Genomic DNA, 15,501 nt, shown 5'->3' on the forward strand with positions numbered 1-15,501 from the left:
GAGGGCGCCCGGCCAAAGGGCGCCACCACCAGATGGAGAGATGAGGATGCGTACCCTTTTGATCGCCGCCGCGTCGGTCCTCGCCCTGATGACCGGCTCCGCCGTCGCCCAGTCGGGCGGCACCGCCGTGAGCCCGACCGTTCCCAGCACCACCACCTCGCCGTCCACCGGCCTGAGCACCTCCGGCCCAGGCTCCACGCCGGGCAGCGTCACCACGCCGGGCACCGCCGGCTCGTCCGGCACCATGAACACCATGCCGGGGACCACCATGCCCGGTTCGTCGGGCAGCACCATGGGCAATGGCACCATGGGCAGCGGCACCATGGGCAGCGGCTCTTCGGGCGGCACCTGGCAGGGCCAGACCACGGCGCCGTCGGGTATGGGCAGCGCCACCAGCAGCAACCCGGCCCGCGACAACCAGACCGCGACCGGCACCCATTGCCCGCCGGGCACCCCGAACTGCGGCCCGGACGGCAGCAAGTAACCGCCTTCAAGGTTTGCCGCGAAGGGCGCGCCGGGACCTCCGGCGCGCCCGTTTCCGTTTCAGGCCACCGGCTCCGGCCTGACCGCCGCCGGTCCGCCGGTGTCCACGGCCGGAGGGGCCTCGGCGGGAAAGCGCAGGACGAAGCAGGTGCCGCCGCTGTCCTGGCCGCCCTCCCGGCTTTCCACCCGGATGCTGCCGCGCAGGCGGGTGGTCACGATGTTGTAGACGATGTGCAGGCCGAGCCCGCTGCCCCCTTCGCCGCGCCGCGTCGTGAAGAAGGGATCGAAGACGCGCCCCAGATGGGCGGCGGGAATGCCGCAGCCGTCGTCCGAAAAGCGCAGCTCGACCTCCTGCGGGCCGGGGCGGGTCACGGCGACGGTCAGCGTGCCGGCCCGCCCGTCCGGATAGGCATGGACCACCGCGTTCATCGTCAGGTTGGTCAGCACCTGGAACAGCGCGCCGGGATAGCTGTCCACCCACAGGCCCGCCGGGCAGTCCACCACCACCCGATGGGGGGTCTGCTTCAGCCGCGGGTGCAGGCTGGTCAGCACGTCGTCCAGATAGGCGGCCAGATCGACGCGGCGCCGCTCCTCGCTGGTCTGGTCCACCGCCGTCTGCTTGAAGCTCTGGATCAGCTCGGCGGCGCGGTTCAGGTTGGTCTCGATCAGCCGGCACGCCTCCCCCGCGGTGGTCAGATAGCCGGTGAAGTCGGCGCGGCGCAGCGTGTTGGCCTCGACCCCGCGGACGACCTTGCGGGTCTGGTCGGCCAGGTGGGTGATGCCGGTCAGGGCGATGCCCACCGGCGTGTTCACCTCGTGCGCCACCCCCGCCACCATCCCGCCGAGCGAGGCCATCTTCTCCGCCTGGATCAGGTGGGCCTGGGTGTCGCGCAGGTCGGCCAGGGCACCCTCGGCGCGCTGCTTGGCGGCCTCCGTCTCCTCCTCCGACCGCTTGCGCAGGGTGATGTCGTTGACGGCGATGAGAATCGCCGGCTCGTCCACGTCGCGAATCTCCACGGCGGAGATCATCGCCCAGAAAGGCCGGCCCCCGGCGGTGCGCATCTCCATCTCCAAGTCGCTCGCCGCCCCCTGTTCGGCCACCAGACGGGACAGCCGGGCGGCGTCGGACGGGTGGGCGAAGAAGCGCGCGTTGCGCGTCAGCGCCAGCCGCGGCCCCTCGGTCCCGAACAACGCCTCGGCCTGCGGGTTGGCGAACAAGACGGAATCGTCCGACCGCCGCGCGATCACGGTGGGAAAGGGCGAGGCCGCCAGGATCGCGCGCATCCGTTCCTCCCCCGCCTTCAGTGCCTCGGCGTAGGCGTGGGTTTCCACCAGCGCCGTGCCGAACCGCTCCACGCTGGTGGAGATCGCCTGAAGCTCCGCGAACAGGGCGGACGGCAGGCGGACGGTCCGGCGTTCCCGCTGCACCATCGCCAGCGCCTGCGAGGCGCGGCGGATCGGGCGGACCACATGGACGCGCAGCAGCACGTAGAGCACCGTCTGCACCGCCGAGGCGATGCCCAGCCCGATCAGCACGATCCACAGACCGCTGCGCGCCTGATCGGTCAGGGTGTCGGCGATGCGCCGGGTGTTGGTCGCGGCGGCGTCGGTCAGGCTGCCGCTGAGATCGTTCAGCACGCCGTGGGCGATTTCCGTTTCCAGCCCCATCAGCCCCGCCTCCGACAGGATGGTCCGGCGCAGGGTGAACAACTCGCCCAGCCCGTCCAGGTCGCGCGCGGCGCGGGCCAGCGGCGCCCGTTCCCCCGGTTCCAGCGGGATCAGCGCGTTCACCACCTCGGCGGCGTGCTCGTGAAAGCGGGCGACCTCCCGGGCGAGCCGCACCGTGTCCGCCGCGATCAGCCCCGCGGCCAGCGCCTCCAGCGCGCGGTGGTAAGGTTCCTGCACCGCCAGGGGCGCACCGGAGCGCAGCAGGCTGAGGAACGCCTCGTCCCCCTTTTGCTGCAGGGCGATGGCCTGGGCCGCCAGGGTGTCGATGGCATCGGCCCGCTCCGCGGTGCGGCGCACCGCCTGGATGGCCTGTTCGAGCCGTTGCAGCAGCTCCGGGGCCGCCGCATCCGCCGCGAAGCGCTGCGACACCCCCTCCACCTCGGCCAGGGCGCCGGCGCGCTCCTCCGGCGAGCGGGAGCGCAGGACGGCCTCGGCGAGCTGGCCCATGCGGGCGGCGAAGACGGCGTATTGGTGCTGGCGGGCGATCTGGGGGACGATGGCGCGGTCCGCCTCTTCCGCAAGGTCGAGCACCCGGACGAAGGCGCCGCCCACCCCGAGGGTCAGCCCGGCCATCAGAAACGCCGTGGCCAGCGCGGTGAGCATCGTCACCGTGTGCAGCCGAAGCCGCCGGCCCGCCTGTTTCTCCGTCACGCCCGTGCCCCTCCGCCGTTGCGGCGTCCCGATCGTTAGGCCCGATCGTTAGGATAGCCGCTTCCGCGCGCGAGGGAAATGGTGGCACAACGAACAGTTAAGGGGGACAGTCAAGGAGACGGTTACAGGGTGGCGGCGTCCTCCAGGCTGGCGGTTCCGGCGGCGGTGGCGGCCAGAGTGCGGAACAGCGCCTGCTGGCGCGGGTCGGCGACCAGATATTCGGGATGCCACTGCACCCCGATCAGGAAGGGGTGGCGGATCGCCTCGATCCCCTGGACGATCCCCACCGATTCACGCGCCACCACGCGCAGACCGTCGCCCAGCCGGTCCACCGCCTGATGGTGCAGCGCGTTGACCCGGCATTCGGCGATGCCCAGGATGCGGTAGAGATGGCTGCGCGGGTCAATGCGGACGCGCTTGCGCGGCAGGACGGTGCGCAGGCGCGGCGCCTCCTCGTACACCTCGTGGATGTCGGTGAGCAGCGAGCCGCCGCGGTGAACGTTGATCATCTGCGAGCCCCGGCAGATGCCCAGCACGGGAAGCCGCCGGGCCGCCGCGCCGTCCAGCGCGCACAGCTCCAGCCGGTCGCGCTCCGGGTCGATGCGCATCTTCGGGCGGGCGGTCTCGCCATACAGGGCGGCGTCGATGTCGTCGCCGCCGCCGACCACCAGCCCGTCCAGCCGCTCGATGGGAAAGGGATCGCGCGCCGTGATGCGCACCGCCCGCGCCCCGGCACGGCGCAGTGCCAGACGGTTCGCCCACCAGGCGATGCGGCTGCCGTGCACCGACGCGGTGACTCCGATCAGGGGGCGTCCCCGTGCGATGAAGGCGGCCATGTCGCCCCCGTCAGACGGCGAGCCGCCGGCCCGCCTCGGCGGCCCACCCGTCCAGCGCCTTGCGCGCCGCGAAGGCGCGGAAATCCGCCCCCAGCGCGTCGAGCCGGTCGCGGTCCGCCGCCAGCTCCTCCACCGCCACCCAGCGGTTCCAATCCTGGGCCAGGCTCCAGTCCGGGTCGCCCAGCCGGGCGTTCGGCAGCCGGTAATGGAAGGTCGGGCGGGGCCGCACATGCGGGTCGTTCAGCTTGGCCGCCATCGTCTCCGGGGCGAGATGGGCGAACAGCGGGAACAGGTCCAGCTCGCGGTTGCGGGTCGGGTTGGCCTCCAGATAGTCGCCGATCAGCCCGTCGAGATCCGGACGGTAGGCGGGATCGACGACCTTCACCGCGTACTCCACCGGGAAGGCGGCGATGAAGCCGGTCAGGCGCCGGGTCGGATCGACGCGGATCTCGCGGCGCAGCCAGGGGGCCAGCAGCAGGAAGGCCTTCAGATGGTCCAGCACATACTCCCCGTCGGTGCGCGCCACCTGCGGGTTCAGATGCAGGCCGAAGGCGAACAGCGGGCTGGCGTCCGTGCCGGCGGCCCCCTGCGCGCTCAGGGCGGCGAACAGGGGTTCCAACTCGGCCAGCCGGGCGAGGGGAATGGGCGGGGCGGCGATCTCGAAGGGCATGACGAGGCTGCCGATGTTGCCCCACCAGGGGCGCAGCGCCTCCACCGCGCCGTCCACCGCCTTGCCCACCGCCTTCTTCAGCGCTCCGGGTTCATCGTCCTGCGCCTTGCCGGCTTCCGACTTTTCGGCCTCCGCCTTGCTGGGATGCGCGGAGCGCATGTCCAGCTCCACCGCGAAATCGCCCAGCCGCGTGCCGGTCACCCGGCAGCGGTGCGGGCTTTCCGGTTCCAGCGCGCCGCCGTAAAGACGGTGCACCACCGCCGCCGCGGACGGGGCGTCGAGGTTGGCGAATTCGACCTCCACGCCGACCGTGCGCGGGGCGCCGTCCGTCGTGGTGGAATGGGGGGGCGTGCGGAATGCGATGTCCATGGCGCCCGTTCAACACGGCGCGCCGCGGGGCGGTTCCCGCGCCGCCCCGATTCACCGCGGCCGCGTCAGTGAGACGGGGGGGCGCCTTCGCAGGCCCGCGGCAGATAGAGCGTCACGGTGGTGCCGGACCCGACGGTGCTGGTCACCGTGACCGTCCCGCCCGACTGCCGGGCGAAGCCGAAGACCTGGCTGAGCCCCAACCCGGTTCCCTTCCCCTCCGGCTTGGTGGTGAAGAACGGTTCGAAGATGCGGCGCAGATGCTCCGGCGGGATGCCGGTTCCGGTGTCGCGGACGGCCAGCGCCACGAAATCGCCGGACAGCCCTGTGTCGTCGCCCCGCCGGCCCGGCAGGCCACGGTTTTCCGCCATGACGGTCAGCGTGCCGCCGTCCGTCATGGCGTCGCGCGCGTTCACCGCCAGATTGAGCAGCGCCACCTCCATGGCGTCCGGATCGGCCAGGATGGACCAGAGGTCGTCCGGAACGATCAGCGCGGTGTCCACCGCGCTGCCGGCGGAGCGCGCCAGAAGGGCTTCCAGCGACGCCTTGCGGTCCTGAAGACGGAAGGGCACCGGCTCGTAGACGCTGCGGCGGCCGAAGGCGGCCATCTGCCGCATCAGCGCCTGCCCGCGCGCCACCGCACCCTCGATCTCGGGCAGCACGCGGGCGATGCGCTCCGGGTCGTTGGGACGGCTGCGGATGGCGGCGAGGCCGCTCATCACGACGGTCAGCAGATTGGCGATGTCGTGGGCGACGCCGCCAGTCATGCGGCCCAGAGCCTCCAACCGCAGGCTTTCCTCCCGTGCCGCCTCCTGGCGGCGGCGCAGCCGCAATTCGCGGACGAGGAGCCACAGGAAGGCGCCGGCCATCGTCAGGCTGGCCAGCACCCCCGCCCCGGCCAGCCACAGCGCGTTGGAGACCGGCGCCCGATAGGCGTCCAACGGAATGGCGAAGTGAACCGACCATCCATAGTCGGGCAGCGTGCGGAAGGCGACCACCGTCGGCGTGCCCTCCAGGCTCATCCCGTCGTAGACGCCGCTGTCGGCGGCGCGGCGGGCGCGGAGCGCGTTTTCGCTGGCCTGCCGCCCGATCATATCCGGATCGCCGCCGGCCCGCGCCACCACACGCCCTTCGGCGTCGATGATGGCGGCGATCCAGCCCGGTGGCAGGCTGTTGCCGAACAGCAGGCTCTGGAATCCTTCCGGCATCACCACCGCCGACAGCACGGCGAACGGCGCGCCGTTGCGCGTCACCGGAACGCGGATGGGGAAGGCATGACTGCCGCGCGGACCGCGCAGGATCGTGCCGACCGCCGGCTTGCCCGTCTCCACCACGCGCCGGTGGCTGTCCATGTCCAGCACCTTGCCCCTGACACCACCCACCAGGAAGGGGGCGTCGACCAGCCGGTTTCCCTGGACATCGCTGAGAACGATGGTCGTCCACAGCGGAAGCGCGCCCTGCACCCGTTCGGCGTATTCGAAGAAGGCCACGGCATCAACTTCACCGTCGGCGGCCAAGCCGTCCAGAAGGGGCGACGCCGCCACCGCCTTCAACGCGTCCATCTGCGCGGACAGTTCCCGGTTCACCAGGGCGGAGAGACGGTCCACCAGCGCAATGGCGTTGGCCTCCATCGCGCTCTGCTGCCCCCGCAGCCAAGCGCCGCCGAGAGCCGCGGACAGGACAACCAGCGGCAGCAGCGCGGCCAGCACCAGAAGAACCAGCGGACGATGATGGGACTTCGACGGCAAGCGGGCGTTCCGGAGCGGCGGGCGGAGCAGCGGGGTGCGCACTGTAGCACGCCCGTCCTCCGCTGGAAGCGGGCGATCCGGCTCGGGGATGCCGCGCGTTCCGCATTGACCGTGGATTGTGGCGGAGGATTCCATCCACCCAAGGTTAACATTCGCCAAGGGGTTGTGAGAAATATTTTAGGGAATCCGCTCAGGAGTCGCCACGGGCGGCGCGGGTGGTCCGCCGGACGCGATGAAGGACACCATGGGCAACCTGCCGCAGGGGTTGCAATCCGGCGACCGGTCGGCACCCGGTACCGACCGGCATCCGCCCGTCAATCGAAGGTGTTGGTGATTACCTCCTTCGATAGCAGGAAACCCAAAAATTTTAGGAGAAATGCAGAAGTAAATCGTCAGCTTTCCAGCCAAGCTACCCCTTTATTGCCAGCGAAAACCCAGCAAGTTTCCGGTCCGAAAGGAAATAAACACCCGGCATTAACTGCGATTTAACCATGCAAAGGTTATTCGGAACACAGGCGAAACGATAGCGGACTTTTGGTTCCGGCTGCTTTCCCGCCCGATGGGAGCCTGTGACACGATGACCTTGCTGGCCCGCCTTTTCCTGCTGGTGCTTCTGGCCGTCCTGCCGGCCCTGGGCATCCAGGCCTACAGCGTGTTCCAATTCCGTGCGGAACGCGCCGAGGAAGTCGCGGCCCAGGCCCAACGCCTGCTGCATCTGGTCGAGGGAGAGCAGGCGCGGATCGTCGACGGCGCGCGGCTGATGGTCACCTCCATCGCGGAATCGGCCACCCTGCGCTCCGGCGACCACGCCCAATGCCAGGCCCATCTGATCCGGCTGGCCCAACGCGCTCCCGAATACCGCAACCTGACCGTCCTGGACCGCGACGGCGCCGTTCTGTGCAGCGCGACACCCCACAGCGCCCCAGCCGCCGCCGACCTTCCCTACGTCCGCCGCGCGCTGAAGGAAGGCCGCTTCGTCGTCGGCGAATGGACGACCCCCGGCCCGGCGGCGGAGCCCGGCACGGCCATGCTGCCCTTTGCCGTTCCCTTCCGCGACGAGTCCGGCGCGGTCGCCGGGGTGGTGACGCTCGGCCTCGACCTGCCCTGGCTGGCCACCAACTTCGCCGCGCGCCCCCTGCCCGAGAACGCCAGCCTGCTGGTCACCGACCGCAACGGCACCATCCTGGTCAAGCTGCCAAACGGCATCGCCCAACGCGGCGAGCGCGTGCCTCGGCCCTATCTGGACCTGCTGGGCGAACCGCGCGGCGGGGTCACCACCCTGCCGGGGATGGACGGGGTGGCGCGGGTGCTGGCCTATTCGCCGTCCCGCCAGGGCACGCGCGACCTGTTCATCAGCGTCGGGCTCGACCACACCGCCGTGGCCGGCACCATCGACCGCGCTACCCGCCAGGGCCTGCTGATGACGTTGACCGGGCTGCTGGTCGCCATCCTGGCCGCCTGGATCGGCGGCACCCTGTTCATCCGCCGCCCGGTCGAGGCGCTGATCCGCGCCACCCAGGGGTGGAGCGCCGGCAATTCCAGCGCGCGGGCCGGTCTGGTGGACCGCAAGTCGGAGATCGGCCAGCTCGGCCGCGCCTTCGACGCCATGGCCGAGACGCTGGAGGCCCGCGAGCGCGCGTTGCGCGGCTCGGAGGAGCATCTGCGCGCCGTCCTGGACGCGCTGCCGACCTTCATCGGCGTGCTGAGCCCGGCGGGCGACGTGCTTCAGGTCAACCAGACCGCCGTCCAGGCCGCCGGCCTGCCGGTCGAGCAGATCGTCGGTCACCCCTTCCACGAGGCCTGCCGGCGCGCCTTCGCCGGCGCCGCGGGCGACCGCCTGCGCACGGCGGTGGAGCGCGCCGCCGATGGCGACTCCGCGCGCTTCGACGCGCCGGTGCGCATCGCCGGGGACCGCGCGGCGATCATGGAGATGCGGGTCACCCCGATGCGCGGACCCGACGGCCGGATCACCCACCTGATCGTCTCCGGCATCGACATCACCGAGCGCAAGTCCACCGAGGAGGCGCTGCGCGTCGCCAACGAGCGCTTCCGCACGGCGCTGCGCAACTCCGGCGTCGTGGTCTTCAACCAGGATTGCGCCCTGCGCTACACCTGGATGCACAACCCCGCCCTTGGCTACACGGCGGAGCGCGTCGTCGGGAAGACGGATTTCGAGGTGTTCGAGGACGCCGCCGACGCCGAAGCCCTGACCGCCATCAAGCGCCGGGCGCTGGAGACCGGCGAGGGCGTGCGCGAGGAAGTCCGCATCCGCCACGCCGGGCAGGAACACTTCTACGACATAACCATCGACCCGCTGCGCGGCCCGGACGGCGCGCTGGCCGGCATCACCTGCGCCGCCGTGGACGTGACCGGCCGCAAGCAGGCCGAGGCCGACCTGCGCCGCGCGCGGGAGGAGGCGGAGCACGCCGCCGCCGGCAAGTCGAAGTTCCTGGCCGTCGCCAGCCACGACCTGCGCCAGCCCGTGCAGTCGCTCTACCTCTTCGCCGCCGCTCTGGGCGACCGCCTGCAGGGCCACCCCAGCCTGCCGCTGCTCGACAACATGCGCCAGGCGCTGGACACGTTGAAGGGTCTGCTGGACGGCCTCCTCGACATGTCGCGGCTGGAATCCGGCAAGATCGCCGCCAACCCGGTGGAGGTCCGGTTGGGACAGGTCCTGGGCCGTCTGGTCGCCGAATACGCGCCGCGGGCCGCCCAGAAGGGGCTGGAGTTGCGCGCCGTCCCGACGCGGGCCTGGGTGCGCACCGACCCGTCGCATCTGGAGCGCATCCTGCGCAACCTGATCGAGAACGCGCTGCGCTACACCCGCCAGGGCCGCATCCTGATCGGCTGCCGCCGCAGCGGCCCCGACCGGCTGCGCGTCGAGGTGTGGGACAGCGGCGTCGGCATCCCCGCCGACCGGCTGGAGGACATCTTCGAGGAGTTCACCCAGATCCAGGGCAGCGGCGACCGCGGTCTGGGCCTCGGCCTCGCCATCGTCAAGCGCCTGTCGAAGCTGCTCGACCACCGCGTGCGCGTGCGCTCGAAGGAGGGGATCGGTTCCGTCTTCTCGGTGGAGATGCCGCGCGTCGTCGTGGAGAGGCCACGCGCCGCCGTCCCGCCGCCCGCGATGGACCTCTTCCGGCAGGCCGCCAACGACTGCGCGACCAAGGGCATGGTGCTGGTCATCGACGACGAGGCGATCATCCTGCTCGGCCTGAAGGCGATGCTGGAGGGCTGGGGCTACAGCGTGCTGACCGCACGGTCGGGGGATCAGGCGCTGGAACGGCTGCGCGCCGACGGGCGCCGCCCACAGATCGTGCTGGCCGATTATCAACTCCAGCAGGGGCGGACCGGGCCGGAAGCCCTGGCCGCGGTGCAGGGTCTGGTCGGCAAGGACGTGCCGGGCATCATCCTGACCGGCGACACCGCCCCGGAACGGCTGGACGAGGCCCGCCGCAACGGCTTCAGCATCCTGCACAAGCCGGTCTTCCCCAACGACCTGCGCAAGATGATGGCAAGCGCCGGGGCGGCGTAAACAGAGGAAGACAGTGCGGCGGCGTCAGCGCCGCCGGACGATCCGCCGCCACAGCGGCACCGGGCGCTCCTCCTCGGCTTTCTCCGCCAGCCATTGGTCGGCCAGTTCGCGCACCTGCCAGCCGCCCAGGTAACGGTCGCAGTCGATGGCGCTGTACAGCCGCACCTTGTCCCGGCCGAGTCGTTCGAAATAGTCCAGCGTCCGCTGGCGGTCCGTCGAGTTCATCGGCGGGTTCATCGGGTCCATGGAGCGCATCCTGTCCGGCCTCCCCTCTGTGGTGCCCAAAAGAACGGCATACACCCGTCGCGGTTTGTTCAGTTGGTATATGGATTGGGCACGCAAGCATCCCAATAAGCCATTGGTTGCAAGGGTTTCCATTCGCACCATCCGACGAAGGTCAGGTCTGCGGCCAAGGTGGTGCCCATCCCTTCCCACCCACCCCACAGGCGTGCACAATGCGGCACACGGATGCGTGGGCGGCGGGCCGCCGCCCGGCGCGATCAAAAGACACCTTCAGAACCGGGAGCGGGGGATCATGAGGAAGACGTCGTGGATGGCCGGAGCCCTGGCGGCGGCCGTCGCCGGGCTGTGCGCGGTTTCGGCCTCGGCGCAGACCAAGGTGACCGTGGCGATGAGCGGCTGGACCGGCTTCGCGCCGATCACGCTGGCCAAGGAAACCGGCATCTTCAAGAAGAACGGCATCGAGGTCGAGATCAAGAAGATGCCGACCTCCAACCGCCACCAGGCGATGGCGGCGGGCGAGGTGCAGGCGATCACCACCACGGTGGACACGCACCTGCTCTACGCCTCCTCCGGCGTGGACGTGACGCAGGTGCTGGTGCTCGACAGCTCGCACGGCGGCGACGGCATCGTCGTGCGCGACGCGGTCAACGGCCTCGCCGACCTGAAGGGCAAGCAGGTGGCCGTGCAGTATGGCGGCGTGCCGCAGTTCTGGCTGGCCTATGTGCTGAAGAAGAACGGCCTGTCGATCGGCGAGGTGCAGACCGTCAACCTCCAGCCGTCCGACGCCGCCAACGCCTTCGTCGCCGGCCAGTTCGACGCCGCCGTGACCTATGAGCCGTACCTGTCCAAGGTGCGCGAGGCCAACGGCAAGATCATCGTCACGTCGGACCAGACGCCGGGCGTCATCATCGACACGCTGGCCTTCCAGCCCGACTACATCCAGAAGAACCCGAAGGTCGTGAAGGCTTTCGTCGACAGCTGGTTCGAGGCGCTGGACGAGATCAAGAAGGACGAGAAGAAGGCCTTCGAGATCATGGCCCGCGACGTCAACCAGACGCCGGAACAGTTCGCCACCTCCGCCAAGACCGTGCTCTGGTACGACAAGGCCGGCAACGTCGAGTATCTGACCAAGACCATGCCGACCTTCATCAAGGAGGTTCAGGACGTGATGCTGGAGGCCAAGCTGATCCGCAAGGCCCCGCCGAGCCTGGACAGCATGACCGACGCATCCTTCGTGAAGTAGAACGGTCCTTCCTGATTACCCCCACCCTTCCCATGCTGCGCATGGGTCCCTTCCCTCCCCCGCCTTCGGCAAGGGAGGGAGAATTGTCCCCTCCCCCGCCCAGCGGGGGAGGGTCAGGGAGGGGGCCAGTGTTTTCATAAGTCACCGACAATGGTCCATCCAATCCCATGTCCCCCCTCTTCACTCCCCTGAAGCCGGTCGCTCCGACGCTGCGCACGGTGCTGGGCATCGCCTGCTTCGTGCTGTTCTTCCTGGGCTGGGGCATCGCCACCTACGGCGGCTTCGTAAAGCCGCTGTTCCTGGCCTCGCCCGGCGATACGCTGACGGCGGGCGTCGCGCTGTTCCGGGAGTTCGGCTTCGCCGAGGACATCGCCGTCACCGTCTGGCGCGTCTTCGCCGGCTTCGTCATGGCCGCCGCGCTGGCGGTGCCGCTGGGCATCCTGATGGGGGCCTTCAAGCCGGTGGAGGCCTTCTTCGAAGCCTTCGTGTCCTTCGCCCGCTACCTGCCGGCCTCGGCCTTCATCCCGCTGCTGATCCTGTGGGCGGGCGTGGGCGAGTTGCAGAAGATCCTGGTGATCTTCATCGGCTCGGTCTTCCAGCTCGTCATCATGGTGACGGTCATCGTGTCGGGCATCCGCAGCGATCTGGTGGAGGCCGCCTACACGCTGGGCGCCAAGCGCGACGGCGTGGTGCTGCGCGTCCTGCTGCCCGCCGCCTCACCGCAGATCTTCGAGGCGCTGCGCCTCGTGCTCGGCTGGGCCTGGACCTACGTGATCGTGGCGGAGCTGGTGGGCGCATCGCGCGGCATCGGCCACATGATCATCGACGCCCAGCGCTTTCTCGACACCGGCCAGATGATCTTCGGCATCTTCATCATCGGCGTGATCGGCCTGATCACCGACCTGCTGTTCCGGGCGCTCAACGCCCGTCTCTTCCCGTGGGCCAGAGGACGATAAGCGCCGGCCATGAGCAAGCTGTCCATCCGCAACGTCGAGAAGACCTTCCCCGGCCGCACCAGCACGGCGCCGACCCGCGCGCTGGTGCCGACGAGCCTGGAGGTTGCCGACAACGACTTCATCACCATCCTGGGGCCGTCGGGCTGCGGCAAGTCCACGCTGCTGCGCATCGTCGCCGGGCTGGAGACGCCGAGCGCCGGCGAGGTGCTGCTGGAGGACAAGGCGGTGTCCGGCCCCGGCCCGGACCGTGGCATGGTCTTCCAGTCCTACACGCTGTTCCCCTGGCTGACCGTGCGCGACAACGTCTGCTTCGGCCTGCGCGAGCGCGGCCTGCCGCGGGCGGAGCAGTTGGCGATCGCCGACCGCTTTTTGGCCCAGGTCGGGCTGAAGGGTTTCGAGAACCATCACCCGGCCCAACTGTCCGGCGGTATGCAGCAGCGCACGGCGCTGGCCCGCGCGCTGGCCAACGACCCGAAGATGCTGCTGCTCGACGAGCCCTTCGGCGCGCTGGACCACCAGACGCGCGAGCTGATGCAGGAGCTGCTGCTGGGCATCTGGGAGGCTGACCGCAAGACGGTGATGTTCGTCACCCACGACATCGACGAGGCCATCTTCATGGCCAGCCGCGTGGTGGTGATGTCGGCCCGCCCCGGCCGCATCAAGTGCGACATCCCCATCGAGCTGCCGCACCCCCGCTCCTACAAGGTCAAGACCACCCCGGAATTCGCCGCCTACAAGGAGCGGCTGACCGAGGAGATCCGTGTCGAGACCATCAAGGCCGTGACGATGGAGCGCTGACGCGGCTCCCTTCCGGACCGGAACATGCAAAAGAGCGGCGTTTGCGGGCGCCGCTCTTTTTGTTTTTCACCGCTTTTCCTTTTACCGCCGGATCAGGACTGGCGGCCGGTGTTCATGACCAGATCGGACAGGGCGACGCCGGCGCGCTCCGCGTCCGACGCGAGGGAGCGCGGACAGCTCCAATGCATCCGTCCCTCGATTTCGAGCATCCGGCCCTGGCGCTTCACCACCCACACGCCGGTGGTCGCCATGTGGATGACGCGGGCCAGCGGCTCCCCGCCGGAGACTGGGCGGGGCTGGGACGTGGATTGGAAAACCGCCGGCACCGCTGCCGGAACCGCCGGATGAATCGCCGCATCCGAACGTTCAAAGGCCGGCGCGCAAGGATGGCCGCTGACCGGCTGCAACGGGTGCCGTTCGCGGCGGTCTCTCGGGCGGCTCGCAGGGAGGACGGCAAGGGCCTGCAGCCTGGAAAGATGCAGCATGGGGGGCATCCTGGGACGTTTCCGATGAGCCTGCGCCTACCATGTGACGCAGATCGTTAGAAGACTGAACTTTCCATGCAACTTTGGTGATGTAAAGAGGAAACGCGCCCAAATCAGTGCAACGTGTCAACGCGGCATGATGGTAAACAAGCAATAACCAGAAAATTATTACAGTTTTTCATTGGAGCCTGCATGCCGTTTCCATTGGCTTTGCTGAACGACCCTGCACACCCATCTTAGGGAGAGGGAGAGAAGGAGAAATCACCCTCTTAGGGATGGTTTTGATGCCTTCCGTCCCGGAATAGTCACACGCAGACGTGTGTTCATTCCGTAAGCATGCGTCACAAGCGCAGGCTTGGCCGCCGGCCTTCCCGGCTGGTGCCACCCAAGAATGCAGGGAAGAAAACGGGTAGGATCATGGTGAAGAAACTGGCAGTGATCGTGGTTGGCGGCCTTGTTCTGACGGGCTGCTCGAACCTCAGCCACCGGGAACAGCGCACGCTCTCCGGCGGTGCCATCGGCGCCGCGGGCGGTGCCGCGGTCGGCGCTCTGACGGGGGGCAGCGCCGTGATGGGCGGCGTGATCGGCGGTGCGGCTGGCGCCGCGGTGGGGGCCCTGACCTCCAACAACGGCAAGCACCGGTAAACACAGGCTTCAGAACGGGGATCAGGCCGCCGGACCAATGTCCGCGGCCACCCCGACCCTCCGCGCGCCTTGAACGAAGGCCTCAGCAGACTTCTGATTTTCAAGGAGATGTTGGAGCGGGTGAAGGGAATCGAACCCTCGTCGTAAGCTTGGGAAGCTTCTGCTCTACCATTGAGCTACACCCGCGCGCCGCATGTTTATAGGCGACGCTTTCGCCGCTTTCAAGCGGTTCGAGCACGCCACAGGCGGGAATCGGAAAGTTCCCGCGGGGAAGCGGCAAAAACCGACACCAAGGGCGAGATCAGTCGCGGAAACAAGGCGGTGCCGCCGGCCACCGGCCGCGCATCCTCATTCGCAGGCACCCCGAAGCCCTCATCCGCCACCGGGGCGGTCACCATGCCAGCGGCGCCGGCCAGGGCGCCGGAGACCAGCTCCAGCCCCAGGAAGCGGTCGAGATCCACCGGACCCGGCAGGGCCATGTCCAGCGTCAGGTCCCGCGTGAAGCCGAACCGCGCGTAATAGGGCGCATCACCGACCAGGATCACCGCCCGGTGGCCCAGCGCCGCCGCCTTGTTCAGGCTCATCCGGATCAGCTTGCTGCCCAGCCCGCCGCCCTGCAGCCGGTCCGACACGGCGATCGGGCCAAGCAGGAGCGCCGGCACCGTGCCGCCGATGGTCACCGGCCAGTAGCGGATCGTGCCCTCCAGGATCTCGTTGCCCAATTCGTCGTGCTCGATGGCGACGAAGCCGAGTTCCGGGATCGGGGCGACGCCCTCGCGCAGCTTGTAGGCGGTCTTCTTGAAACGATCCGGGCCGAAGGACCGGTCGAGCAGGGCTTCGATCGCCGCGTCGTGCCGCGGCTCTTCCAGGGAGATCATCATGTCAGGGGCTTCCCGGCAAAAGGACTGTGGTCGGAGGCGGACCGCGCCGCCGCGCCGGGGGAGCGCCGGATCAGTGCCGGCGGAGACCCGAAGCGTCCGCACGCGACCCAAGGACGGCCGCAACCGCGCGCAGCGCGGTGTGGCGTCGTCGTCGGATGCTGATGCTGTGCGGACGAGACATGGGCAAGGCTCTTCGGCCGTTGCAGGGACCTCGCATATATCATCGGCTGACA

General features: G+C 69.4%; 13 protein-coding genes and 1 tRNA gene. 6 read left to right on the top strand and 8 right to left on the bottom strand.

The annotated features are described in order from the left end of the window. Window positions 1–46: 46 nt before the first annotated feature. Window positions 47–484 carry a hypothetical protein gene (locus JJL56_RS07130; RefSeq protein ID WP_200484714.1) on the top strand — a complete coding sequence of 146 codons (438 nt, stop codon included), beginning with the start codon at window positions 47–49 and terminating at the stop codon, window positions 482–484. Window positions 485–543: 59 nt separating this feature from the next. On the opposite strand, the gene JJL56_RS33900 is transcribed toward JJL56_RS07130, so the two are convergent. The 4 genes from JJL56_RS33900 to JJL56_RS07150 all read right to left on the bottom strand — a co-directional run bounded on the left by JJL56_RS33900 (window position 544) and on the right by JJL56_RS07150 (window position 6,482). Then, entirely contained in the window at window positions 544–2,862 is a 2,319-nt protein-coding gene (locus JJL56_RS33900) for an ATP-binding protein (RefSeq protein ID WP_200484717.1), read from the bottom strand. 122 nt (window positions 2,863–2,984) lie between these two features. Further along, window positions 2,985–3,698, bottom strand: coding sequence for a gamma-glutamyl-gamma-aminobutyrate hydrolase family protein (locus JJL56_RS07140; protein ID WP_145622950.1), 714 nt, complete (start codon window positions 3,696–3,698; stop codon window positions 2,985–2,987). Between the two features lie 10 nt (window positions 3,699–3,708). After that, window positions 3,709–4,737 carry an amidoligase family protein gene (locus tag JJL56_RS07145; protein ID WP_200484719.1) on the bottom strand — a complete coding sequence of 343 codons (1,029 nt, stop codon included), beginning with the start codon at window positions 4,735–4,737 and terminating at the stop codon, window positions 3,709–3,711. Window positions 4,738–4,802: 65 nt separating this feature from the next. Then, window positions 4,803–6,482 carry an ATP-binding protein gene (locus JJL56_RS07150; protein ID WP_200484722.1) on the bottom strand — a complete coding sequence of 560 codons (1,680 nt, stop codon included), beginning with the start codon at window positions 6,480–6,482 and terminating at the stop codon, window positions 4,803–4,805. A gap of 577 nt (window positions 6,483–7,059) precedes the next feature. Here JJL56_RS07150 and JJL56_RS07155 point away from each other — a divergent pair. Further along, window positions 7,060–10,017 (top strand): PAS domain-containing protein, encoded by a 2,958-nt coding sequence (locus tag JJL56_RS07155; RefSeq protein ID WP_200484725.1) that lies wholly within the window; start codon window positions 7,060–7,062, stop codon window positions 10,015–10,017. A 24-nt stretch (window positions 10,018–10,041) separates the two neighbouring features. Here JJL56_RS07155 and JJL56_RS07160 read toward each other — a convergent pair whose 3' ends face one another. Further along, on the bottom strand, window positions 10,042–10,263 hold the full coding sequence (locus JJL56_RS07160) for a hypothetical protein (protein ID WP_145622954.1): 222 nt from the start codon (window positions 10,261–10,263) through the stop codon (window positions 10,042–10,044). Window positions 10,264–10,552: 289 nt separating this feature from the next. Between JJL56_RS07160 and JJL56_RS07165 the strand changes: the two genes are divergently transcribed. The 3 genes from JJL56_RS07165 (at window position 10,553) to JJL56_RS07175 (ending at window position 13,257) form a co-directional block, all read left to right on the top strand. After that, window positions 10,553–11,503, top strand: coding sequence for an ABC transporter substrate-binding protein (locus JJL56_RS07165; protein ID WP_145622955.1), 951 nt, complete (start codon window positions 10,553–10,555; stop codon window positions 11,501–11,503). A gap of 167 nt (window positions 11,504–11,670) precedes the next feature. Further along, on the top strand, window positions 11,671–12,459 hold the full coding sequence (locus JJL56_RS07170; protein WP_145622956.1) for an ABC transporter permease: 789 nt from the start codon (window positions 11,671–11,673) through the stop codon (window positions 12,457–12,459). Between the two features lie 9 nt (window positions 12,460–12,468). Beyond that, entirely contained in the window at window positions 12,469–13,257 is a 789-nt protein-coding gene (locus JJL56_RS07175) for an ABC transporter ATP-binding protein (protein WP_200484728.1), read from the top strand. Between the two features lie 92 nt (window positions 13,258–13,349). Here JJL56_RS07175 and JJL56_RS07180 read toward each other — a convergent pair whose 3' ends face one another. After that, window positions 13,350–13,583, bottom strand: a complete 234-nt coding sequence (locus JJL56_RS07180; RefSeq protein WP_200484730.1) for a hypothetical protein — start codon at window positions 13,581–13,583, stop codon at window positions 13,350–13,352. 576 nt (window positions 13,584–14,159) lie between these two features. Between JJL56_RS07180 and JJL56_RS07185 the strand changes: the two genes are divergently transcribed. Beyond that, the gene (locus tag JJL56_RS07185; RefSeq protein ID WP_014238634.1) at window positions 14,160–14,387 is read left to right on the top strand and encodes a YMGG-like glycine zipper-containing protein; all 228 of its coding nucleotides are present in this window, start codon (window positions 14,160–14,162) and stop codon (window positions 14,385–14,387) included. Window positions 14,388–14,499: 112 nt separating this feature from the next. On the opposite strand, the gene JJL56_RS07190 is transcribed toward JJL56_RS07185, so the two are convergent. Together JJL56_RS07190 and JJL56_RS07195 are read right to left on the bottom strand one after the other, a co-directional pair. Further along, a tRNA-Gly gene (locus tag JJL56_RS07190) sits at window positions 14,500–14,573 on the bottom strand. A 35-nt stretch (window positions 14,574–14,608) separates the two neighbouring features. Then, window positions 14,609–15,268: a GNAT family N-acetyltransferase gene (locus tag JJL56_RS07195; protein WP_200484732.1), complete on the bottom strand. Its 660-nt coding sequence runs from the start codon at window positions 15,266–15,268 to the stop codon at window positions 14,609–14,611. Window positions 15,269–15,501: the final 233 nt, after the last annotated feature.

It is taken from the genome of Azospirillum aestuarii (assembly GCF_016632405.1).
GTDB lineage: Bacteria > Pseudomonadota > Alphaproteobacteria > Azospirillales > Azospirillaceae > Azospirillum > Azospirillum aestuarii.

Excerpts from the sequence above, each read along its gene's own strand:
- JJL56_RS07170 (WP_145622956.1), top strand. The coding sequence starts at position 11,671 with ATGTCCCCCCTCTTCACTCCCCTGAAGCCGGTCGCTCCGACGCTGCGC.
- JJL56_RS07160 (WP_145622954.1), bottom strand. The coding sequence starts at position 10,263 with ATGGACCCGATGAACCCGCCGATGAACTCGACGGACCGCCAGCGGACG.
- JJL56_RS07130 (WP_200484714.1), top strand. The coding sequence starts at position 47 with ATGCGTACCCTTTTGATCGCCGCCGCGTCGGTCCTCGCCCTGATGACC.
- JJL56_RS07140 (WP_145622950.1), bottom strand. The coding sequence starts at position 3,698 with ATGGCCGCCTTCATCGCACGGGGACGCCCCCTGATCGGAGTCACCGCG.
- JJL56_RS07185 (WP_014238634.1), top strand. The coding sequence starts at position 14,160 with ATGGTGAAGAAACTGGCAGTGATCGTGGTTGGCGGCCTTGTTCTGACG.
- JJL56_RS07195 (WP_200484732.1), bottom strand. The coding sequence starts at position 15,268 with ATGATGATCTCCCTGGAAGAGCCGCGGCACGACGCGGCGATCGAAGCC.
- JJL56_RS07165 (WP_145622955.1), top strand. The coding sequence starts at position 10,553 with ATGAGGAAGACGTCGTGGATGGCCGGAGCCCTGGCGGCGGCCGTCGCC.
- JJL56_RS07145 (WP_200484719.1), bottom strand. The coding sequence starts at position 4,737 with ATGGACATCGCATTCCGCACGCCCCCCCATTCCACCACGACGGACGGC.
- JJL56_RS07175 (WP_200484728.1), top strand. The coding sequence starts at position 12,469 with ATGAGCAAGCTGTCCATCCGCAACGTCGAGAAGACCTTCCCCGGCCGC.
- JJL56_RS07155 (WP_200484725.1), top strand. The coding sequence starts at position 7,060 with ATGACCTTGCTGGCCCGCCTTTTCCTGCTGGTGCTTCTGGCCGTCCTG.